The following is a 22733-nucleotide window of genomic DNA, read 5'->3' as shown; positions in this document are numbered from 1 at the left end:
CAGACCTTACGCCAATACGGTGGACGGTGCCTTGAATGCCAACGGCATTTCGGCTTCGTCCTGGAAGGTCACGTATTCCCACGCTTCCTGCTTGGCCAGCACGGCCTGCAGCAGTTTGTTGTTCAACGCGTGGCCAGACTTGTACGCGGTAAACGCGCCAATGATGTTGTGGCCGCACATGAACAGGTCGCCGATGGCGTCCAGCATTTTGTGACGTACGAATTCGTCTTCGAAACGCAGGCCGTCTTCGTTCAGCACGCGGTAGTCATCCACCACGATGGCACAGTCGAAGCTGCCGCCCAGGGCCAGGCCGCGGGACTGCAGGTATTCGATGTCGCGCATAAACCCGAAGGTGCGCGCGCGGCTGATTTGACGCACGAACGACTCAGCCGAGAAATCAAGACGATAGCGCTGAGAGCTGGCGTCGATAGCCGGGTGGTTGAAGTCGATGGTGAAGTCCAGGCGGAACCCGTTATGCGGGGACAGCTCAGCCCATTTGTCGCCATCTTCAACACGCACGGTCTCTTTCAGACGCAGGAATTTCTTCGCCGAGTTCAGTTCTTCGATGCCGGCATCCAGCAGCAAGAACACGAACGGACTGGCGCTGCCGTCCATGATTGGGATTTCAGCGGCGTCGACTTCGATAACGATGTTGTCGATGCCCAACCCAGCCAGCGCGGCGTTGAGGTGCTCAACGGTCGAAATACGCACGTCATGCTCATTCACCAGGCAAGTACAGAGCATGGTATCACGCACGGATTTTGCATCAGCCGGAAAATCAACCGGTGGATTCAAGTCAGTGCGACGATAGATGACCCCGGTATTAGCCGGCGCTGGGCGCATTGTCAGCGTGACTTTCTTGCCGGTATGCAAACCGACACCAGTCGCCTGAACAATACGTTTTAATGTCCTTTGTTTGATCATCGTTTTATCTCGCAATGTTATCCATCCTACCAGCCAAGCATACAGCATGGCCGGCGGGACAGTTTAGCACAAAGAGCGGAGATTCCAAATTCTCAGGATATTCTTAGTCTGCCTGCTTACGCAGGAAGGCTGGAATATCAAGATAGTCGGGCTCTTTATTCGGCTGCGCAGCTTGGTCGTTGACCACCTTGGCGGCAGGTTTCACTTCCTGCGGCAGAGGCGACATGCCGTGCTGCTGATAACGGTGATCCATCACCGGCTGGCTGGCCTGTTTATTGGTCACCAGGGTGATTTCAGGACGCTTGTCCATACCGATACCGGTTGCAACCACGGTAACGCGCAGTTCGTCGTTCATTTCCGGATCCAGCGAGGTACCGATAACCACGGTCGCGTTGTCGGAAGCGAACGCACGGATGGTGTTACCCACGGTTTCGAACTCATCCAGACGCAGGTCGAAGCCAGCGGTAATGTTGACCAGCACGCCGCGCGCGCCGGACAGGTCGATGTCTTCCAGCAGTGGGCTGGAGATCGCCATTTCGGCAGCTTCTTCGGCACGGTCTTCACCGCAAGCCACGCCGGAACCCATCATCGCGTAGCCCATTTCGGACATCACGGTGCGCACGTCGGCGAAGTCGACGTTCATCAGGCCCGGACGGGTGATCAGCTCGGCGATACCCTGCACCGCGCCTTTCAGCACGTCGTTGGCCGCGCCGAACGCGTCCAGCAGAGAGATGCCGCGCCCCAGAACTTTCAGCAATTTGTCGTTCGGGATGGTGATCAGCGAGTCCACGTGTTTGGACAGCTCAGCGATACCCTGCTCCGCGAATGCCATGCGCTTCTTGCCTTCGAAGTTGAAAGGCTTGGTCACCACGGCCACGGTCAGAATACCCAAATCTTTAGCCACTTCAGCCACCACTGGCGCCGCACCGGTACCGGTACCGCCACCCATGCCGGCCGCGATGAAGACCATGTCTGCGCCGTCCAGCGCTGCGCGCAGGGCTTCGCGGTCTTCTTCCGCTGAATTGCGACCCACTTCCGGGTTCGCGCCCGCACCCAGACCTTTGGTAATACCGCTACCGATCTGGATGGTTTGGCCAACCGCCGTTTTGCGGAGCGCCTGGGCGTCCGTGTTCACAGCGAAGAATTCAACACCTTCGATGCGCTCGCGCACCATGTGTTCAACGGCGTTGCCACCGCCGCCGCCGACGCCGATGACTTTAATCACCGCGTCATTGGTTAGTTCCATTGGTTCAAACATAGTTTCTCTCCGTTTTGTGCCTGTCGCTGCGAGATCATAAAAAGATTACTCAGCATGATCTCTTTGTTGAAACATTAAAACTCTTTTCTCAGCCAGCTATTGATGCGTTTAAACCAATTGCCCACCGAGGCGCGTTTTTCTACTTCCGTCTCACCGCTCAGGTGAGACTCTTTTCCATAGTGCAGCAGACCTACCGCCGTCGAGTAGTAAGGCTCCTGCGCATAATCCGTCAGACCCGTGATGTTCAAGGGTTGGCCGATGCGTACCTGAGTGTGGAACACCCGTTGCGCACAGGCTGCCAGGCCATCAATCTGGGCGGCGCCACCGGTCAGCACGATACCTGCCGCCAGATGATGCTTCACCCCTTGCTGACGCAGTTGCTCCTGCAATTGCAAAATTTCATCGTTAACCAGATTCAACAGTTCGGTGTAGCGTGGCTCAATGACTTCAGCCAGCGTCTGTCTTTGCAGACTGCGCGGAGGACGTCCCCCGACGCTAGGCACCTCTACATTCTCATCCTTGCTAACAATCGACCCAAGCGCACAGCCGTGTCGAACTTTAATCGCTTCCGCGTCGGTCGGCGGCGTGCCGAAGGCGTAGGCGATATCGCTGGTGACCACGTTCCCGGCATAAGGGATCACTTTGGTGTGGCGCAGCGCACCGCCGGTGTACACCGCCATATCCATGGTGCCGCCGCCGATATCCACCACGCAAACGCCGAGTTCGCGTTCATCTTCGGTCAGCACCGCGTAGCTCGCGGCCAGACCGGCGAAAATAAGTTGGTCAACTTTCAGGCCGCAACGTTCCACGGCCTTGACGATGTTCTTCGCCATATCGTTATGGCAGGTAATCAGATGCACCTTGGCCTGCATGCGCACGCCGGACAGCCCAACCGGGTTTTTGATGCCTTCCTGATAATCGATGGCGTATTCCTGAGGAATCACGTGCAGGATGCGGTGTTCGTCGCGCACGCGCACCGATTTGGCGGTGTGCACCACGTTCTCCACGTCGTCCTGCGTCACTTCCTCTTCCGAAATCGGCACCATGCCGATTTCGTTCTGGCAGCTGATGTGTTTGCCCGACAGCGCCAGATACACCGAGGAGATCTGGCAGTCCGCCATCAGCTCGGCCTGATCGATGGCGCGCTGTACGCACTTCACCACCGACTCCAGGTCGTTTACGCCACCCTTATCCATACCGCGAGACGGGCAGCTGCCCACCCCGATAATGTTGACCATGCCATCGGGCAGAACTTCCCCTACCAACGCGGAGACTTTTGCAGTACCGATCTCCAGTCCAACTACCAGTTTTCTGTCCGTCGACTTGATCATTGTTGTTTTGCCTGTGCCTGATTCTGTTGCTGATTACTGTTTTGCTGACCGCCAAGCGCCTGCGGATCGACCAACACCGGAGCCCACCCTACCGAAGCGCCGGACTCGTAGCGCAGATCGACATAGCTGACACGCTTGCTCTCCGCCTGGCCCTGCTGCTGCAATACCGGGTAAAGCTCGATAAACCGCTGCAAACGCCCATTGCGGTCATCGCGCCCCAGCTCAAGCCGGACATCGTTGTCCAGCGCCAGCTGCCAGGAATGGCGCGCGGTCATCGCCGCCATTTTCAGCGTATATTTGCTGGCCGCCAACGAAGCGCTCATCGCCCGATAGCCTTCCAGCACATCCTGCTCGCTCCCTTCCGGCCCGTAGAGCAGCGGCAACTTCTGCTTGCCCGCCCGCTCCGCCGGCACGCTGAACGCTTTACCTTCGGCGTCCACCATGTGCAAATCGTTCCAGCGCGCCACCGGGACGTACTCCACCAGATGGATCTTCAGCTCATCCGGCCATTGTTTGCGCACGCTGGCCTGCTTGATCCACGGCAGACGCTCGATCTGCTGCTGGATAACGTCCACATCCTGCGTCATAAAGGTGCCGGGCGCGCCCAGCGCCAGGATCGCCTGACGAATATCATCGTTGGTGGTGTAGTGGCGTTCGCCGGTCACCACCAGCCTTGAGAGCGGCAGGCGACTGGCGTCTTTCATCCAGCCAAGCACCGCCCAACCGCTCCACACAACCGTTCCCAACACCATCAGCAGGAAAATCATTCCCGCCAACTGGGTTCCATTGCTGCGGCGCGGGCCGTTATCCACCTCGCGATCGCGCGCATTCAGGGCAGCTTGCGACATATCAGTCGGCCAACTCCAAAATTCTCGCCACCAACTGCGAGAAGCTTAATCCAAACTGGCGCGCCGCCATCGGCACCAGGCTATGACTGGTCATGCCCGGAGAGGTATTCACCTCAAGCAGATAGAAGCTGCCATCGCTGTCTTGCATCACGTCGACGCGGCCCCAGCCGCTGCAGTCCAGGCCGCGATAGGCGCGCAGCGCCAACGCCGCCATCTCGGCTTCCTGCTCGGCGCTCAAACCGCTCGGGCAGAAGTACTGCGTGTCGTCCGAAATGTACTTGGCCTGGTAGTCGTAAAACACGCCGGCCGGCTGGATGCGGATCGACGGCAGCACCTGGTCGCCTAGCATCGCCACGGTATATTCCGGGCCGCTCAGCCATTTCTCCACCAGCACATCGTCGTCATGACGGAAGGCCTCTTCCAGCGCGGCTTCCAACGCGGCGCTCTCGGTGACCTTGCTCATGCCGACGCTGGAGCCTTCGCGGCTCGGCTTGACGATCAGCGGCAGGCCGAGATCCGCCACGCGCGCCAGCAGCGCTGCTTTTTCAGCGCCGAGATACAGCTGGCGATTCAGCGCCACGTAAGGCGCCACCGGCAAGCCCATCGACTGCCACACCATCTTGGTGCGCCATTTGTCCATGGTCAGCGCCGAGGCCATCACGCCGCTGCCGGTATAAGGCAGTTCGAGGAACTCCAGCAGCCCCTGCAGGGTGCCGTCCTCGCCGCCGCGCCCGTGCAGCGCGATAAACACCTTGGTGAACCCCTGCTCTTTCAGCTGGGTCACCGGGAAATCGCGGGTATCGACGCCGTGCGCATCGATACCGGCTTCGCGCAACCCGGCCAGCACCGCGGCGCCGGATTGCAGGGAAACGTCACGTTCAGCGGAGGTGCCGCCCAGCAGAACTGCAACTTTATCAGCCATGGTGCTCCTCCTCTTTCTTCGGCGGCTGCAGCTTCAGCTCGGCCAGTTTACGGGCGATTTTGCCCACGTTGCCGGCGCCTTGCACCAGCACCAGGTCTTCATCCTGCAGCAGCTGCGCCAGGGTTTCCGGCACGGTATCGGCATCGGAAACCAGGATCGGATCCAGCTTGCCGCGGCTGCGGATGGTGCGGCACAGCGAACGGCTGTCCGCGCCCGGGATCGGCGCTTCGCCGGCGGCGTACACGTCGAGCATCAGCAGCACATCCACCTGCGACAGCACGTTGGCGAAATCGTCGTACAGATCGCGGGTGCGCGTATAACGGTGCGGCTGGAAGATCATCACCAGACGCTTGTCCGGCCAGCCGGCGCGCGCCGCTTTCAGCGTGGCGTCCACTTCGGTCGGATGGTGGCCGTAGTCGTCCACCAGCATCGCGCTGCCCGCTTTGCCGTTGACCGGCTCCAGCGGGAACTCGCCGAGGAAATCGAAGCGGCGCCCGGTGCCCTGGAAGCCCGCCAGCGCGCGCAGGATATCTTCGTCGTCGATGCCTTCTTCGGTCGCTACCGCTACCGCCGCTGCGGCGTTCAACGCATTGTGGCGGCCCGGCGCGTTCAGCGTCACCGTCAGCAACGGCTTGTCCTGACGGCTCAGGGTAAAGTGCCCCTGCGGCCCAATCTGCCGGTAGTCTTCGATGCGCACATCGGCATCTTCACTGAAGCCATAGGTGGTGATGTGGCGACCCACGCGCGGCAACAGCTCGCGCACTACCGGATCGTCGATGCACATCACCGCGCGGCCGTAGAACGGCAGGTTGTGCAAGAAATTGATAAACGTCTGCTTCAGGTTCTCAAAGTCGCCCTGGTAGGTGTCCATGTGGTCGGCTTCGATATTGGTGACCACGGCCACCATCGGCTGCAGATGCAGGAACGACGCATCGCTCTCATCCGCTTCCGCGATCAGATAACGGCTGGACCCCAGTCGCGCATGGGTGCCCGCCGCCTTCACCAGCCCGCCGTTGACAAAGGTCGGGTCCAGGCGGGCTTCGGCGTAAATGCTCGAGACCATCGCCGTGGTGGTGGTTTTGCCGTGCGTGCCGGCGATAGCGATGCCGTGGCGAAAACGCATCAGCTCCGCCAGCATCTCTGCGCGGCGGATCACCGGGATGCGCGCTTCACGGGCGGCGACGATCTCCGGGTTGTCGGCGGAGATGGCGGTAGACACCACTACCACGCTCGCATCCAGCACGTTTTCCGGACGGTGATTGAAGTAAATCGTCGCCCCGAGCGCGCTCAACTGTTGGGTGACCGGATTCGGCGCCAGGTCGGAGCCGCTGATCTGATACCCTTCGTTTGCCAACACTTCGGCGATACCACCCATGCCGGCACCACCGATGCCGACAAAGTGAATGTGCCGGACGCGACGCATCTCGGGCACGATAGTACGTAGTTTCGCCAGTTGTTGTGTATTCATCACTCTCTCTAATCCGGATCCGGTACCCCGGCCCTACATCACATTGCTTTTATTCAGGTTCGGCGCACCGAACCCCTGCACTCGTTACTTGGCGAGCCGCACCAGCTCCGCCGCCACGCGCTCGGTGGCGTCCGGAATGGCGACCGCGCGCGCTTTCTCGGCCATGGCCAGCAGCGTCTTGCGATCCCAGCTCGCCAGCAGTTCGGCCACCACATCGGCGTTGAACTGCGGCTGTTCGATAATCTTCGCCGCGCCGGCTTCTTCCAGCGGGCGCGCGTTCCAGTACTGCTGACGATCCTTATGCATGAACGGCACGAAGATCGCCGGCAGCCCCGCCGCCGCGATTTCGCTGACGGTCAACGCGCCGGAGCGGCAGACCACCACGTCGGCCCAGGCGTAGGCGGCGGCCATGTCGTCGATGAACTCGGTCACCTTGTGCTGCGTCTGCCCTACCCTTTCGTAGTCGCGCAGCACCGTTTCCAGCGCGCCCTTGCCAACCTGATGCCAGAGCGTAATTCTATCGCCCAAACGCGCCGCGACTTCAGGAACTGTCTGATTCAGCACGCGCGCGCCCTGACTTCCGCCAATCACCAGCACGCGGATCGGGCCTTCGCGTCCTTGCAACCGCTCCGCCGGCAACGGCAGCGCCAACACGTCGGTACGTACCGGGTTGCCCACCACCTCGGCGTTCGGGAACGCGCCGGGGAAGGCCTGCATCACTTTGGCGGCGATGCGCGCCAGCCAGCGGTTGGTCAAGCCGGCGATGCCGTTCTGCTCGTGCAGCACCACCGGGATGCCGCACTGCCAGGCCGCCAGGCCGCCGGGGCCGGAAACGTAACCACCCATCCCCAGCACCACGTCCGGCTGATAGCTGCGCATGATGGCTTTCGCCTGGCGCACCGCCTGCCAGATCCGCAGCGGCGCAGTCAGCTGGGCCTTCAGGCCTTTGCCGCGCAGGCCGGAGATGCGGATAAAATCAATCTCGATCCCGTGCTTCGGCACCAGATCGGCTTCCATTCGGTCTGCGGTTCCGAGCCAGCGCACCTGCCAGCCCTGCGCCATCAGATGATGCGCGACCGCCAGCCCCGGGAACACGTGCCCGCCGGTACCGCCTGCCATCACCATTAAACGCTTAGGTTTCCCGCTCATCCCTTACCTCTTCACAAACGCCTGAGCCTTGGTCAGGCGCGTTTCATAATCAATTCGCAGCAACAGCACGATGGCCGTCGACATAATCAGCAAACTTGAACCGCCGTAACTGATCAGCGGCAGCGTCAGACCTTTGGTCGGCAGCATGCCCGCCGCGGCACCGACGTTAACCAGCGCCTGGAAGCTGAACCATACGCCGATCGCGCAGGCCAGGAAGCCGGAGAAGCGTTGGTCGATCTCCAGCGCGCGGCGCCCGATGGACATCGCGCGAAAAGCGACGAAGAATACCATTAACAGGGCTAAAACCACACCGATATAGCCCAGTTCTTCACCCAAAATGGAGAAGATGAAGTCGGTGTGCGCTTCCGGCAAATACTCGAGTTTCTGCACCGAGTTGCCGAGCCCCTGCCCCCAGAACTCGCCGCGGCCAAACGCCATCAGCGACTGGGTCAGCTGGTAGCCGCTGCCGAACGGGTCGGCCCACGGGTTCCAGAACGAGGTCACGCGGCGCATACGGTACGGTTCCGCGATGATCAGCAGCACCACGGCGAACACGCCGGAGCCGATGATCGCCAGGAACTGCCACATTTTCGCGCCGGCCAGGAACAGCATCGCCAGCGTGGTGATGAACAGCACCACCACGGTACCGAGGTCCGGCTGCGCCAGCAGCAGCACCGCCAGCACCACCATTACGCCCATCGGCTTGCAGAAGCCCCAGAAGTTGCTGCGCACCTCTTCCACCTTGCGCACCAGATAGCTCGCCAGGTAGCAGAACAGCGACAGCTTGGACAGCTCCGCCGGCTGAATACGCAGCGGGCCGAGCGCGATCCAGCGCGAGGCCCCGTTTACCGAGCTCCCCACCACCAGCACGATCAGCAGCATCACGATCGACATCAGCAGCATCACGTTGCTGTAGCGCTGCCAAACTTCCATCGGGATACGCAGCGTCACCAGCGACAGACCGAACGCCAGGCCGAGGTACAGCGCGTCACGTTTGGCGAACAGGAACGGATCGTCCGCCAGGCGTTGGCCGATCGGCATCGACGCCGAGGTCACCATCACGAAGCCGATGATCGCCAACCCGAAGGTCAGCCACAGCAGGGTGCGATCGTACAGCACCATGTTGACCGCATCGTTGTCGCGCGCGCCGGTCACCCAGTCTTTCATCCGTTCTGTCAGCCCGAAGTTCGGCAAGCGTAGTTTCATCCGCCAAGCTCCTGCGCCAGGCGGGCGAACTCATCGCCGCGCACTTCAAAATTACGGAACTGATCGAGGCTGGCGCAGGCCGGCGACAGCAACACCATATCGCCGGGCTGTACGCGGCCGGCGATGGCGCGCATCGCCTGCTCCATGGTCTCGGTCAGCGTCGCCACCTCCGGCCGCAGCTGTGCCAGCTGGGCGCCATCGCGGCCAAAGCAATACAGCCGCACGTTGTCGCCCTGCAGATAGCGCGCCAGCGGCGAGAAATCGGCGGACTTGCCGTCGCCGCCCAGCAGCAGATGCAGCGTGCCGTCTACCTGCAGGCCGTTCAGCGCCGCTTCCGTGCTGCCGACGTTGGTGGCTTTGGAATCGTTGATCCAACGCACGCCGTTGTTCTCCCAGGCCAGCTGGAAGCGGTGCGCCAGGCCGGTGAAGGTGGTCAGCGCCTTCAGGCTGGACGCGCGCGGAATATTGACCGCATCCGCCAACGCCAGCGCCGCCAGGGCGTTGGTGTAATTGTGGCGGCCGGTCAGTTTCATCTCGCGCGTATTCAGCACTTTCTCACCGCGCACCCGCAGCCAAGTTTCCCCCTGCTGACGGTTCAGGTGATAGTCGCCCACGTCGGCGCCGAAGCTGACGCAGCGCTCGTCGGCGCCGCGCACCGGCATGGTCAGCGCATCGTCGGCGTTCACCACGCACACCGCGGCGTTTTCATACACGCGCAGCTTGGCGCCGCGATACTGCTGCAGGCCGAACGGATAGCGATCCATATGATCTTCGGTCACGTTCAGGATGGTCGCCGCCGCCGCCCGCAGGCTATACGTCGTTTCCAGCTGGAAGCTGGACAACTCCAGCACGTAAAGCTGGCATTCCTGGCGCAGCAGGCTCAGCGCCGGCAGGCCGATATTGCCGCCCACGCCCACCGCCCAACCGGCGGCTTTCGCCATCTCGCCCACCAGGGTGGTGACGGTGCTTTTACCGTTAGAGCCGGTGATCGCCACGATCGGCGCCTGCGCTTCACGGCAGAACAGTTCGACGTCACCGACGATTTCCACGCCGGCGTCCGCCGCGGCGCTCAATGCCGGGGTCGCCAGCGCGACGCCCGGACTGGCGACGATCAGATCCGCCGCCAGCAGCCAGTCCTGATTCAGATCGCCCAGATGGCGCTCCACGCTTTCAGGCAGTTTGTCCAACCCTGGCGGCGCGATACGGGTATCCATCACGCGCGGCGTCACGCCGCGCGCCATGAAGAAATCGACACAGGACAGGCCAGTGAGGCCCAACCCGATGATGACGACTTTTCTACCCTGATAGTCTGCCATGATTAACGCACCTTCAGCGTTGCCAGGCCAATCAGCACCAGCATCAGCGAAATGATCCAGAAGCGCACGATAACGCGCGGCTCCGGCCAGCCTTTCAATTCATAGTGGTGGTGAATCGGCGCCATGCGGAAAATGCGTTGCCCGCGCAGCTTGAACGATCCCACCTGCAGGATCACCGACAGCGTCTCTACCACGAATACGCCGCCCATGATCACCAACAAGAACTCCTGACGCAGCAGCACCGCGATGGTGCCCAGCGCGCCGCCCAGCGCCAACGAACCGACGTCGCCCATAAATACCTGGGCCGGGTAAGTGTTGAACCACAGGAACCCGAGGCCGGCGCCGACGATGGCGGTACACACGATCACCAGCTCACCGGCATGACGCAGATACGGAATATGCAGGTAGTTGGCGAAGTTCATGTTACCGGTCGCCCAGGCCACCAGCGCGAAGCCGGCCGCCACGAATACCGTCGGCATGATCGCCAGGCCGTCCAGGCCATCGGTCAGGTTGACCGCGTTGCTGGTGCCGACGATGACGAAATAGGCCAGCAGGATATACAGCAGGCCCAGCTGCGGCATCACGTCCTTAAAGAACGGCACAACCAGCTCGGTGGCTGGCGTGTCTTTTCCTACGGCGTACATGGCGAATGCGACAATCAGCGCAATCACCGACTGCCAGAAATACTTCCAGCGGGCGATCAGCCCTTTGGTGTCCTTACGCACCACCTTGCGGTAGTCGTCGACGAAGCCGACGATGCCGTACCCCACCAGCACGAACAGCACGCACCAGACATACGGGTTGGACGGGTAAGCCCACATCAGCACCGAAATGGTGATGGAGGTCAGGATCATGATGCCGCCCATGGTCGGCGTGCCGCGCTTGCTGAAGTGCGACTCGGGGCCGTCGTTACGCACCACCTGGCCGAAGGACATTTCTTGCAGGCGCTTGATCACCCGCGGGCCCATCCACAGCGACAGGAACAGCGCGGTCAGCAGGCTGACAATGGCTCGGAACGTCAGATAAGAAAAGACGTTGAAGCCTGAGTAATACTTGACCAAATGCTCGGCCAGCCAAACTAACATGGTGCTTTCTCCTGTAACGCGCGTACTACCTGCTCCATTGCGGCACTACGTGAACCTTTGATTAACACGGTAATGACCGCATGTTCCGACAGTAATTCCGCCACGCGCGCGATCACTGCAGTCTTGTCCTGATAATGTTCGCCGTTGCCGGACGCTTCGCTCAGCACGCGGCTCAAACCGCCGACGCTGATCACTTTGTCGACGCCGGCCAGACGGGCGGCTTCGCCCACCTGACGGTGACACTCTTCCGCTTCCGCACCCAGCTCGGCCATATCGCCGACCACCATTACGCGGTAGCCCGGCATTTCCGCCAGCACCTGCGCCGCCGCGGTCATCGACCCGACGTTGGCGTTATAGCTGTCGTCCAGCAGCAGCTTGCCTTCGGCCAGCGCCACCGGGAACAGACGCCCCGGCACCGCCTGCAGCTGTTTCAGCCCCTGACGCACCGCTTCGAGGGTGGCGCCCACCGACATCGCCAGCGCCGTCGCCGCCAGCGCATTGGCCACGTTGTGGCGCCCCGGCAGCGGCAGCGCGATCTCGGCGGTGCCGAACGGGCTGTGCAGCGTGAACTGCGTGCCCGCGCCGTTTACCCGCACGTTATCCGCGAAGAAGTCCACGCCTTCGGCAGCCTGCGGCGAGAAGCGCCAGACGGTTTTGCCGCCCAGCATGTTCTGCCAGTGCGGCCAGTCGTTGTTATCGGCGTTGATGATCGCCACGCCGTCGGCCGGCAGGCCGGTAAAGATTTCACCTTTCGCCTGGGCGACGCCGGCCAGCGAGCCAAAGCCTTCCAGGTGAGCCGCCGCCAGGTTGTTCACCAAAGCGGTCTGCGGCCGCGTCAATGCGGTGGTGTAAGCGATTTCGCCAATATGGTTAGCGCCCAGCTCAATCACGGCAAAATCATGTTGCGGTTCCAGACGCAGCAACGTCAGCGGCACGCCGATGTCGTTATTGAAGTTGCCGGCGGTATATAGCACTTCGCCGCATTCGCGCAGAATGGCGGCGGTCATTTCTTTCACCGAGGTCTTGCCCGAGGAACCGGTCAGCGCCACCACGCGCGCCGGCACCTGCTGACGCACCCAGGCGCCAAGCTGCCCCAGCGCCAGACGGGTGTCTTGCACTACCAGCTGCGGCACGTCCACCAATAAGCGCTTACTGACCAGCAGCGCCCCGGCGCCTGCGGCTACGGCATCCGCCGCGAAGTCGTGGGCGTCGAAACGCTCGCCTTTCAGCGCCACAAACAGGCAACCGGCGGTCACCTTGCGGGTGTCTGTCGTCACCTCGACAATTTGGCAATCGGCGCCAATCAGCTCAGCGCTCAATACCTCAGCCAGTGTCTGAAGAGAGACAGGGCTCATGCCAGCACCCCCAGCAGTCGGGCGACCGTCGTGCGGTCGGAGTAATCCAGGCGGCGGTTGCCTACCAATTGGTAATCTTCGTGGCCTTTGCCCGCCACCAACACCACGTCCTGTTCCTGCGCCTGCATGATGGCGCTGGTTACCGCTTCGGCGCGGCCGTGGATCACCAGCGCCTGCCCGGCGTCCAGCAATCCAGTCAGGATATCGTTGATAATCGCGCGCGGCTCTTCGGTACGCGGGTTGTCATCGGTGATCACCACGCGATCGGCGAACTGTTCGGCGATGCCGCCCATCAGCGGACGCTTGCCCTTGTCGCGATCGCCGCCGCAGCCGAACACGCACCACAGCTGCCCCTGGCAGTGCAGGCGCGCGGCTTCCAGCGCTTTCTCCAGCGCATCCGGCGTGTGGGCGTAATCCACCACTACCGTCGGTTTGCCCGGCGCGTTAAACACTTCCATGCGGCCGCAGACCGGCTGCAGACGGCTGCCGGTTTCCACCAGCGCCTCCAGCGGATAGCCCAGCGACAGCAGCGTCGCCAAGGCCAACAGCAGGTTGCTGACGTTGAACGCGCCCATCAGGCGGCTTTCGATCTCGCCGTCGCCCCAGCTGGAGCTGAAGCGAACCGTGGCGCCGTTGTCGTGATAGTCGATCGCCGTGGTTTTCAGCCAGCGGCCGTGGCAGCCCGGCTGCAGGTTGCCCTGCATCGTCACCGCCACCGCATCCGGCAGCTTTCTCAGCCAGCGCTGACCGACTTCATCGTCGGCGTTGATGATCGCCTGCCCCACGCTGTGGGCGGCGAACAGCGACCATTTGGCCGCCTCGTAATTGGCCATATCACCGTGGTAATCCAGGTGATCGCGGCTCAGGTTGGTGAAGACCGCCGCGGCGAACGGCAGCGCCGCCACCCGGTGTTGCACCAGACCGTGGGAAGAAACTTCCATGGCGGCGAAGGTCGCGCCCTGTTCCGCCAGCTCGTTTAATACGTGTTGAACATCCACCGCAGAACCGGTGGTATTCTCGGTCGGGCACACCTGGCCCAGCAGGCCGTTGCCGACGGTGCCCATCACCGCGCTGGTTTCGCCCAGCAGTTGGCTCCACTGCGCCAGCAGCTGCGTAGTGGTGGTTTTGCCGTTGGTGCCGGTCACGCCGACCAAACGCAGACGCTCGCCCGGCTGGTGGTAAAAACGCCCGGCCAGCGCGGAAAGGCGCTGGTTCAGTTGGCTCAGGTAGATCACCGGCACGCCGTGCATTTCAACGATGGCGCCGTCTTCGGCCTGACCGTCAGCTTCGGCGATCACGGCGGCGACGCCCTGCGCGATGGCCTGCGGAATATAGCGGCGTCCATCCGTTTGATGGCCGACAACGGCGACAAACAGATCCCCGGCAGCCGCCACACGGCTGTCTAATGTCATTTCCCGCAGCGCGCGCCCGGGTGCCGTCGGCACCCACGGGGCGAGTAAGTCGCGCAAATTACGATCTGCCACCTGAACCCTCTTTCTTGTTAATCACTAATTCGCTTTTGTCACCGGTAGGCAACGCGTCAGGCTCGACGTTCATGGTGCGCAATACGCCGCCCATGATGGCGCCGAACACCGGCGCGGAGATTGCGCCACCATAGTATTTCCCACCCTGCGGGTCATTGATGACGACCACCAGGGCAAAACGGGGGTTACTTGCCGGCGCGACGCCGGCGGTATAAGCGATGTATCGGTTGACGTATTTGCCGTCCGGGCCCACTTTTTTCGCGGTACCGGTTTTGATGGCGATACGGTATCCCTTGATGGCGGCTTTCACGCCGCCGCCGCCCGGCAGGGCCACGCTTTCCATCATGTGCACCACGGTACGCACCAGAGGTTCAGGGAAAACGCGTTCGCCGGCGACCGGAGGGTCAACCTTGGTGATCGACAATGGACGATATACGCCCAGGCTGCCGATCGTTGCATAGACTCGCGCCAACTGTAACGGAGTTACCATCAGCCCGTAGCCGAAAGAGAAGGTGGCCCTCTCTATGTCAGACCACCGTTGTTTTTTTGGGTATATGCCACTGCTTTCTCCGACCAGCCCCAAATTGGTCGCTTTTCCCAGCCCAAAACGAGAGTAAGTATCTACTAACGCTGAGGACGGCATCGCTAACGCCAGCTTTGAAACACCGACGTTACTCGACTTCTGCAAGATCCCGGTCAATGACAGCTCCGAGTACCGCGCCACGTCTTTGATCTCGTGGCCCTGAATGCGGTACGGGATGGTGTTCAGCACGCTGTTTTCTCTCACCACGCCGTTTTGCAGCGCGGTCATCACCACCATCGGCTTCACGGTTGAACCGGGTTCAAAAATATCGGTGATAGCACGGTTACGCATGGTCTCTTTCGGCGTACCGGCCATGTTGTTCGGGTTGTAAGACGGGCTGTTGGCCATCGCCAGCACTTCGCCGGTGTTCACGTCGATCAGCACCGCGGTGCCCGACTCGGCCTTGTTGAACGCCACCGCGTTGTTCAGCTCGCGATACACCAGCGCCTGCAGGCGTTCATCGACGCTCAGCACCAGGTTGTGCGCCGCCTGGCTGTCGACGGAGGAAATATCTTCGATCACCCGGCCGAAGCGGTCCTTACGCACCGTTCTCTCGCCCGGTTGCCCGGTCAGCCAGCGGTCGAAGCTCTTCTCGACGCCTTCGATGCCTTGCCCGTCGATATTGGTCACGCCGATGATATGCGACGTCACCTGCCCCGCCGGGTAGTACCGGCGCGACTCCTGCCGCAGGTAGATCCCCGGCAGCTTGAGTTTGTGGATGTAGTCGCCGATCGCCGGGTTCACCTGGCGCGCCAGATAAACGAAGCGCCCTTTCGGGTTAGCGTTGATGCGGTTTGAGAGTTGGTCCAGCGGGATGTTCAGCGCATCGGAAAGCGCTTTCCAACGGCTGTCCAGCGTGATGCCGCCGCGCTCGTTCAGCTCTTTCGGATCCGCCCACACCGCATTGACCGGCACGCTGACCGCCAACGGCCGGCCGGCGCGATCGCTGATCATGCCGCGCGCGGTCGGTACTTCCTGCACGCGTAGCGAACGCATGTCGCCTTCTTTCACCAGACGATCGGGGTTGATGACCTGCAGGTACGCGACGCGCAGCATCAGGCCGACCATCGCCAGCAAAATGCAGCCGCACAGCAACGCAAAACGCCAGCTGACAAAGCTGGCCTGATCTTCCTGGCGTCTCAACTTACCGGGGCGCGCTGCTTTCATGCGTTTCCTTTCTACTCCGTGTCATTATTCCGGTTAAACCATTCATTGTTTAACGATGATATTTTCCTGCGATGGATCAACGTGTTGCATCTGCAGTTTTTCTGTCGCGATACGTTCAACCCGGCTGTGATCGCCGAGGGCGTTCTCTTCTAAAATCAGGTTGCGCCACTCGATATCCAGCGCATCGCGCTCCAGCACCAGCTGTTCGCGCTCGGCGGTCAGCAGGCGGGTGCGGTGCGCGGTGGTCACCACGAAAACCGCGGAGACCAGTGACGCAATCAGTAAAATCAGGGGGATCTTGGCATTGCGCAGCAGATCGCCGCCAATCACCCCGACCAGGCCGTGACGTTCGTTGCCGATCACGCGGGCATCCTCTCAGCAATACGCAGCACCGAGCTGCGCGCACGCGGGTTGTCCGCCACTTCCGCTTCCGAAGGCATCATTTTGCCCAGCGCTTTCAGCGTTCGCCCGCCCATGCTGCGCAGTTGCTCTTCGGTCAACGGAATGCCCGCCGGCACCTGGGCGCCGCGGCTATGGTGACGCATAAAGCGTTTGACGATGCGGTCTTCCAGCGAGTGGAAGCTGATGATCGACAAACGGCCCTGTGGGGCCAGCACTTCCAGCGCGCCGTCGAGCGCACGCTCGATCTCTTCCAGCTCGCTGTTGATATAGATACGAATCGCCTGGAAGCTGCGCGTCGCCGGATGCTTGTGCTTTTCACGGAACGGGCTGGCATCGGCAATCAGATCCGCCAACTCTTTGGTGCGCGTCATCGGCTCCACGCGGTTTCTTTCCACGATGGCGCGTGCGATGCGCTTGGCGAAACGCTCTTCGCCAAAGGTTTTCAGCACCCAGGCGATGTCGTCCGCTTCGGCCTTCATCAGCCACTCTGCGGCGGACAGGCCGGTGGAAGGATCCATGCGCATGTCCAGCGGACCGTCGCGCATAAAGGAGAACCCGCGCTCTGCGTCGTCAAGCTGCGGCGAAGAAACGCCCAGATCGAGCAGAACGCCGTCGATCTTGCCCACCAATTCACGTTCCCGCACGTAGTGCGACAACTCGGAGAATGGGCCGTGTACGATGGTAAAACGAGGATCTTCAATAGATTTGGCGGCTGCAATCGCCTGAGGGTCACGGTCAATCGCCAGCAAGCGCCCTTCCGGCCCCAGCTGGGACAGAATCAGACGAGAATGGCCACCGCGACCAAAAGTACCGTCGATATATATGCCGTTGCTGCGGATGTTGAGGCCGTTGACGGCTTCGTCCAGCAGGACGGTGGTGTGTTTATAGTTTTCCAACATGCTTATAGCGACAAGTCCTGTAGCCGCTCAGACAACGGTTCCTGAGTCGACTGTTCAGCGTCAATATCATCCTTGACTTGTTGATACCAGGTCTGTTCATCCCACAGTTCAAACTTGTTGAACTGCCCGACCAGCATCACTTCTTTCGTGAGCCCGGCGTGTTGCCGCAGCGTATTGGCGAGCAGCAAACGACCGGCACTATCCATCTGACACTCACTGGCATGCCCCAGCAGCAGGCGCTGAACGCGGCGCTCGGCGGGATTCATGCTCGACAGACGTGATAATTTTTGTTCAATAATTTCCCATTCGGGCAAAGGATAAAGCAGCAGGCAGGGCTGATGGAGGTCAATGGTACAGACCATTTGGCCTTGCGATTCCTCGTTGAGCAATTCCCGATATCGGGTAGGTACGGCAAGCCGCCCTTTGCTGTCGAGGTTGACCATCGTCGCTCCACGGAACATTCCTGAGCTACCCCTTAGTGACCGTTTTCACCACTTTACCCCACAAATTCCCACACAATGGAGTTTACGGAGGGTATGAAAACCTTGTCAAGCCAGAGCGCCAGCGCTTTGGCAATATTTCTCTGGTCATTTTGGGAGCTGACTCGCGAAAGAAACTCTGATTATTCGACGATTAAAAATTAACACCATGATAAACGGAGAGAATTTTCTAAGCGGAAAGAATCTGATTAAAAACCTGACGAACTGGCGATTAATTAACTCATTACTTCCTTCTGCAAGCCATGTCTCATTTTTCAGCTCGGCAATCTCAGTGCGGTAACCGCTGGCGAGCCGCGCCCGCCAAGGCTCGGCGTTGGGCGAGCCGATCGCGGAATAAGGCCATAACTCCTTGAGTTAATAACGCTCAATCGTTATTCACCGTAAAACCGGGCGCTATTTTACTTCAATTTGCACGGCCGTGATGCGGCCGCGATAAAAATAAATGGTTCGGATATTACGAGCAGAAGTAATTTCGATTTAAATCAATTTGGTAAGATTATTCCCAAAATACCTGTTTACAATTATGGTTTCATTTTCTTACACCTTTATTTCCACAATTTTTGCCGGAAAAAATCCCCACTCGATACAAAAAATCGCAACCATATGTTTTTAATGAATTTATTTTAAATCGCCGATTTTAATCTCTCTACCCTCTCCTCTCTCCCGATTCTGCGGGACAAAAACCGAGCAAATGTTAAAAATAAAAATATAAATCTAGTTAAAAAACACAATGCAGATTAGTACACTATACAAAAAGCAAAAAAGCAGTTTTAACAACCAATAATTAATGATTTAACAGAACCTTAACCAAAGGGAGATAACACATGCTTTCGCCCGCCGCTCACTGGCGTAGCGCCGCTGCCGATACGTTCGCACTGGTGGTGTACTGCTTTATCGCCGGCATGGCGATAGAAGTGTTGATCTCCGGCATGAGCTTCCAGCAATCCCTCTCTTCGCGCCTGCTGTCGATCCCGGTCAACATCCTGATCGCCTGGCCTTACGGTCGCTATCGCGATCTGTTTATCCGCACGGCGCGCCGCTGTCCACGCGGCCAGTTCGTGCTGCGCAACCTCGCCGACCTGCTGGCCTACGTCAGCTTCCAATCGCCGGTTTATGCCGCCATTCTGTGGAGCGTAGGCGCCGACGGCCAACAAATGCTGGCGGCGGTCACCAGCAATGCGCTGGTCTCCATGGCGATGGGCGTGGTGTATGGCTATTTCCTGGAATATTGCCGGCGGCTGTTCCGAGTGGCGGGCTACGTCTAAACCAGGAGCCCGGCATAGCGGGCTCCTGTAGAGCGGACTATTTGCGGCTCAGGCTGCCGCGGCGGAATAGATTGCGGCGGATACGCGTCAAACCCGGTTTGGGTTTACGCGGTTCGTCCAGGCTGGCCAACACCAGCTCCAGCACGCGTTCGGCTACGTCACGATGGCGCTGCGCCACCGCGAGCACCGGACACTCGAGGAAATCCAACAGTTCATGGTCGCCGAAGGTGGCAATCGCCAGATCGGTCGGCAAACGGCCACGTTGCTTCAGCGTCACGTCCATCACGCCCTGCAACAGCGAGAACGAGGTGGTGAACAGCGCTTGCGGCATCGGGTGCGTTTTCAGCCATTCGGCAAACAGCGCGCCGGCGGCTTCGCGTTCATAGCTGTTGGCGTACAGATAATCGACGTGGCGGGGATCCTCTTGCCAGGCCTGACGGAAGCCCTGCTCACGCAGGAAGCTCACCGAAAGCTCCGGCAAGGCGCCCAGATACAGCACCGATTCAGCCGGGAAGGTGCGCAGCTCCTGCGCCAGCGCAAAGGCGTCTTCCTGATCGGCCCCGACGACGCTGATGAAATGCTCGCGATCCAGCGCGCGGTCCAGCGCGATGATCGGCAGCGGATCGTTGGCCCAGCGTTGATAGAAAGGATGCTCCGGCGGCAAGGCGGTGGAGACGATGATGGCGTCCACCTGGCGCTGCAGCAGGTGCTCGATACAGCGCATTTCGTTGTCCGGCTGATCTTCGGAACAGGCGATCAGCAATTGGTAACCACGCTGGCGCGCCTGGCGTTCCAGGTAGTTGGCGATGCGGGTATAGCTGGTATTTTCCAGATCCGGGATCACCAGACCGATAGAACGGGTACGCCCGGCGCGCAGCCCCGCCGCGACGGCATTCGGGTGATAGTTATGCTCCCTGACCACGGCCATCACTTTCTCGACGGTTTTATCGCTGACACGATACTGCTTCGCCTTGCCGTTGATGACGTAACTGGCCGTCGTGCGCGAAACGCCCGCGAGACGCGCGATTTCATCCAGTTTCACATTAACCCCTTAATGACGCTGAAAATAGAAGTGAAGTCTGTGCTCGGATTAACCATGACATCCCGTGCGGTTATTCAATCCAGCCTCTGCGATCTAACAGCAGAAAACACTGCCTAGCAACCGCTTTTGCCGAAAGGTGCCAGCAATCGGGCAAAAAATACCGAAAAACAAAGGGCGCAGCCACGCCGCGCCCCCGATTATTCGCCGCCAGACCGCGCTCAGCGCATGATTTTGTCGCCGCGCGACACGCCAACCACGCCGGAACGGGCCACTTCCACGATCTCCGCCACTTCACGCACTGCGCTCAGGAAGGCGTCGAGCTTGTCGCTGGTGCCGGCCAGCTGTACCGTGTACAGCGTCGCCGTCACATCCACGATCTGGCCGCGGAAAATGTCGGCGCAGCGCTTCACCTCTTCACGGCCGTAGCCGCTGGCCTGCAGCTTCACCAGCATGATCTCGCGCTCGACGTGAGCGCCCTGCACCAGCTCGCTGACGCGCAGCACGTCCACCAGCTTGTGCAGCTGTTTCTCAATCTGCTCCAGCACTTTCTCGTCGCCGACGGTCTGGATAGTCATGCGCGACAGCGTCGGATCGTCGGTCGGTGCCACCGTCAGGCTCTCGATGTTATAACCGCGCTGGGAAAACAGCCCGACCACGCGCGACAAAGCGCCGGATTCGTTTTCCAGCAAGACAGATAAAATACGGCGCATGATCAGGTCCTCTCCGTTTTGCTAAGCCACATTTCGTCCATGCTTCCACCGCGGATCTGCATCGGGTAAACATGTTCGGTTTCATCGACGGTCACGTCGACGAACACCAGCCGCTCTTTTTCCGCCAGCGCCTGCGCCAGCTTGCTTTCCAGCTCATCCGGCGTGCGGATGGCGATACCGACATGGCCGTAAGCCTCGGCCAACTTGACGAAGTCCGGCAGAGAATCCATGTAGGACTGCGAGTGACGGCCGGAATAAATCATGTCCTGCCACTGCTTCACCATGCCCAGATAGCGGTTGTTGAGGTTCACCACCACCACCGGCAGGTTATATTGCAGCGCGGTGGACAGCTCCTGAATGTTCATCTGAATGCTGCCGTCGCCGGTCACGCACACCACGGTTTCCTCCGGCAGCGCCAGCTTGACGCCCAATGCCGCCGGCAAACCGAAGCCCATGGTGCCGAGGCCGCCGGAGTTGATCCAGCGGCGCGGTTTGTCGAATGGATAATAGAGCGCGGCGAACATCTGGTGCTGGCCCACGTCCGAGGTGACATAGGCGTCGCCTTTGGTCAGGCGATGCAGGGTTTCGATCACCGCCTGCGGCTTGATGGTGCCGCTGTGCTTGTCGTAACCCAGGCAGTCGCGGGCACGCCACTGCTCGATTGACTGCCACCAATCGCGCAGCGCGTCGTGATCCTGCGCTTTCTCGTCCTGCGCCAGCAGCTCCAGCATCTGAACCAACACCTGCCTGGCATCGCCGACGATCGGAATATCGGCGTCCACCGTTTTGGAGATCGAAGTCGGATCGATATCGATGTGCAGCACGGTGGCGTCCGGGCAGTATTTAGCGAGGTTATTGGTGGTGCGATCGTCGAAACGCACGCCGACGGCGAAGATCACGTCGGCATGGTGCATGGTTTTGTTGGCTTCATAGGTGCCGTGCATGCCGAGCATGCCGACGCTCTGGCGATGGGTGCCTGGGAAAGCGCCCAATCCCATCAGGCTGCTGGTCACCGGCAGGTTCAGCTGCTCCGCCAACGCCAACAGTTCGGCCTCGCAACCGGCGTTGATCGCGCCGCCGCCGACGTACATCACCGGCTTTTTGGCCGCCAGAATGGTTTGTAACGCGCGTTTGATCTGCCCGCGGTGGCCCTGCACCGTCGGGTTATAAGAACGCATGCTCACGTCCTGCGGGTAGGCATAAGGCATCCGCACCGCCGGGCCGACGATATCTTTCGGCAGATCGATCACCACCGGGCCGGGGCGGCCGCTGGAAGCCAGGTAGAACGCCTTCTTCAACACCGCCGGGATGTCTTCGGTGCGTTTTACCAGGAAGCTGTGCTTCACCACCGGGCGAGAAATCCCCACCATATCGCACTCCTGGAAGGCGTCGTAGCCGATCAGCGAGCTGGGCACCTGCCCCGACAGCACCACCATCGGGATCGAGTCCATATAGGCGGTGGCGATACCGGTAATGGCGTTGGTGGCGCCGGGGCCGGAGGTCACCAGCACCACGCCCACTTCACCGGTGGCGCGCGCGTAGCCATCGGCCATGTGCACCGCCCCCTGCTCGTGGCGCACCAGAATATGATCGATCCCTCCAACCGTATGCAGGGCGTCGTAGATATCGAGCACCGCCCCGCCGGGGTAGCCGAATACATGCTTAACGCCCTGATCGATCAACGATCGGACGACCATCTCGGCTCCTGACAACATCTCCATGGGTTTGCCTCCAGGCTTGCTTATTCTTCTCTGGCGCCGGAACGTAGCGCCTGCTGCGGGGCAATGCCCCAAAGTTTTTATGGGTTGTCGCTATCGAA

At 60.5% G+C, this 22733-nt stretch carries 20 protein-coding genes; 1 reads left to right on the top strand and 19 read right to left on the bottom strand.

Translation table 11 applies throughout. The features are described 5' to 3' along the window. Positions 1–6 precede the first annotated feature (6 nt). The 16 genes from lpxC to mraZ form a co-directional block, all read right to left on the bottom strand. On the bottom strand, positions 7–924 hold the full coding sequence (gene lpxC / locus SSARUM_RS03480; RefSeq protein ID WP_025159644.1) for a UDP-3-O-acyl-N-acetylglucosamine deacetylase: 918 nt from the start codon (positions 922–924) through the stop codon (positions 7–9). 103 nt (positions 925–1027) lie between these two features. Beyond that, positions 1028–2182: a cell division protein FtsZ gene (gene ftsZ, locus SSARUM_RS03475; RefSeq protein ID WP_004932757.1), complete on the bottom strand. Its 1155-nt coding sequence runs from the start codon at positions 2180–2182 to the stop codon at positions 1028–1030. Positions 2183–2256: 74 nt separating this feature from the next. Beyond that, positions 2257–3513, bottom strand: coding sequence for a cell division protein FtsA (ftsA, locus tag SSARUM_RS03470; protein WP_004932758.1), 1257 nt, complete (start codon positions 3511–3513; stop codon positions 2257–2259). Then, positions 3510–4361: a cell division protein FtsQ gene (ftsQ, locus tag SSARUM_RS03465; RefSeq protein WP_033637108.1), complete on the bottom strand. Its 852-nt coding sequence runs from the start codon at positions 4359–4361 to the stop codon at positions 3510–3512. Before ftsQ ends, ftsA begins: the two co-directional genes overlap by 4 nt. A gap of 1 nt (position 4362) precedes the next feature. Further along, positions 4363–5283, bottom strand: a complete 921-nt coding sequence (locus tag SSARUM_RS03460) for a D-alanine--D-alanine ligase (protein ID WP_033641257.1) — start codon at positions 5281–5283, stop codon at positions 4363–4365. Next, positions 5276–6751 (bottom strand): UDP-N-acetylmuramate--L-alanine ligase, encoded by a 1476-nt coding sequence (murC, locus tag SSARUM_RS03455; RefSeq protein WP_025301571.1) that lies wholly within the window; start codon positions 6749–6751, stop codon positions 5276–5278. The genes SSARUM_RS03460 and murC overlap by 8 nt, the downstream gene beginning before the upstream one ends. An 84-nt stretch (positions 6752–6835) precedes the next feature. Beyond that, positions 6836–7900: an undecaprenyldiphospho-muramoylpentapeptide beta-N-acetylglucosaminyltransferase gene (gene murG / locus SSARUM_RS03450; RefSeq protein WP_004932773.1), complete on the bottom strand. Its 1065-nt coding sequence runs from the start codon at positions 7898–7900 to the stop codon at positions 6836–6838. A 3-nt stretch (positions 7901–7903) separates the two neighbouring features. Further along, positions 7904–9106 carry a cell division protein FtsW gene (gene ftsW, locus SSARUM_RS03445; RefSeq protein WP_004932776.1) on the bottom strand — a complete coding sequence of 401 codons (1203 nt, stop codon included), beginning with the start codon at positions 9104–9106 and terminating at the stop codon, positions 7904–7906. Continuing rightward, on the bottom strand, positions 9103–10422 hold the full coding sequence (gene murD, locus SSARUM_RS03440; RefSeq protein WP_060388128.1) for a UDP-N-acetylmuramoyl-L-alanine--D-glutamate ligase: 1320 nt from the start codon (positions 10420–10422) through the stop codon (positions 9103–9105). The genes ftsW and murD overlap by 4 nt, the downstream gene beginning before the upstream one ends. Before the next feature lie 2 nt (positions 10423–10424). Then, positions 10425–11507 carry a phospho-N-acetylmuramoyl-pentapeptide-transferase gene (gene mraY / locus SSARUM_RS03435; RefSeq protein WP_004932782.1) on the bottom strand — a complete coding sequence of 361 codons (1083 nt, stop codon included), beginning with the start codon at positions 11505–11507 and terminating at the stop codon, positions 10425–10427. Then, complete coding sequence (gene murF / locus SSARUM_RS03430) at positions 11501–12862, bottom strand: UDP-N-acetylmuramoyl-tripeptide--D-alanyl-D-alanine ligase (protein ID WP_060388129.1); 1362 nt, start codon at positions 12860–12862, stop codon at positions 11501–11503. Before murF ends, mraY begins: the two co-directional genes overlap by 7 nt. Beyond that, complete coding sequence (gene murE, locus SSARUM_RS03425) at positions 12859–14346, bottom strand: UDP-N-acetylmuramoyl-L-alanyl-D-glutamate--2,6-diaminopimelate ligase (protein WP_060388130.1); 1488 nt, start codon at positions 14344–14346, stop codon at positions 12859–12861. Before murE ends, murF begins: the two co-directional genes overlap by 4 nt. Then, complete coding sequence (locus tag SSARUM_RS03420; RefSeq protein WP_004932790.1) at positions 14333–16096, bottom strand: peptidoglycan glycosyltransferase FtsI; 1764 nt, start codon at positions 16094–16096, stop codon at positions 14333–14335. Before SSARUM_RS03420 ends, murE begins: the two co-directional genes overlap by 14 nt. Positions 16097–16138: 42 nt before the next feature. Continuing rightward, positions 16139–16459, bottom strand: a complete 321-nt coding sequence (gene ftsL / locus SSARUM_RS03415) for a cell division protein FtsL (protein ID WP_012005204.1) — start codon at positions 16457–16459, stop codon at positions 16139–16141. Further along, on the bottom strand, positions 16456–17397 hold the full coding sequence (rsmH, locus tag SSARUM_RS03410) for a 16S rRNA (cytosine(1402)-N(4))-methyltransferase RsmH (protein ID WP_049200285.1): 942 nt from the start codon (positions 17395–17397) through the stop codon (positions 16456–16458). Before rsmH ends, ftsL begins: the two co-directional genes overlap by 4 nt. Positions 17398–17399: 2 nt before the next feature. Next, positions 17400–17858: a division/cell wall cluster transcriptional repressor MraZ gene (mraZ, locus tag SSARUM_RS03405; RefSeq protein ID WP_025159638.1), complete on the bottom strand. Its 459-nt coding sequence runs from the start codon at positions 17856–17858 to the stop codon at positions 17400–17402. Between the two features lie 863 nt (positions 17859–18721). Here mraZ and SSARUM_RS03400 point away from each other — a divergent pair. Next, positions 18722–19162, top strand: coding sequence for an L-alanine exporter AlaE (locus SSARUM_RS03400; protein WP_043148147.1), 441 nt, complete (start codon positions 18722–18724; stop codon positions 19160–19162). Positions 19163–19199: 37 nt separating this feature from the next. Here the strand turns inward: SSARUM_RS03400 and cra are convergent, their stop codons facing one another. From cra to ilvI, 3 genes are all read right to left on the bottom strand, one after another. Next, positions 19200–20204: a catabolite repressor/activator gene (gene cra, locus SSARUM_RS03395; RefSeq protein WP_004932801.1), complete on the bottom strand. Its 1005-nt coding sequence runs from the start codon at positions 20202–20204 to the stop codon at positions 19200–19202. A gap of 218 nt (positions 20205–20422) precedes the next feature. After that, positions 20423–20914: an acetolactate synthase small subunit gene (gene ilvN / locus SSARUM_RS03390; RefSeq protein WP_004932806.1), complete on the bottom strand. Its 492-nt coding sequence runs from the start codon at positions 20912–20914 to the stop codon at positions 20423–20425. Between the two features lie 2 nt (positions 20915–20916). Next, positions 20917–22635, bottom strand: coding sequence for an acetolactate synthase 3 large subunit (gene ilvI, locus SSARUM_RS03385; RefSeq protein ID WP_043148148.1), 1719 nt, complete (start codon positions 22633–22635; stop codon positions 20917–20919). Positions 22636–22733 lie beyond the last annotated feature (98 nt).

The sequence above is a fragment of the Serratia sarumanii genome, assembly GCF_029962605.1.
Taxonomy (GTDB): Bacteria; Pseudomonadota; Gammaproteobacteria; order Enterobacterales; family Enterobacteriaceae; genus Serratia; species Serratia sarumanii.
The sequence above is the reverse complement of the archived record's forward strand: the minus strand, read 5'-3'. Positions and strand labels throughout refer to the sequence as shown.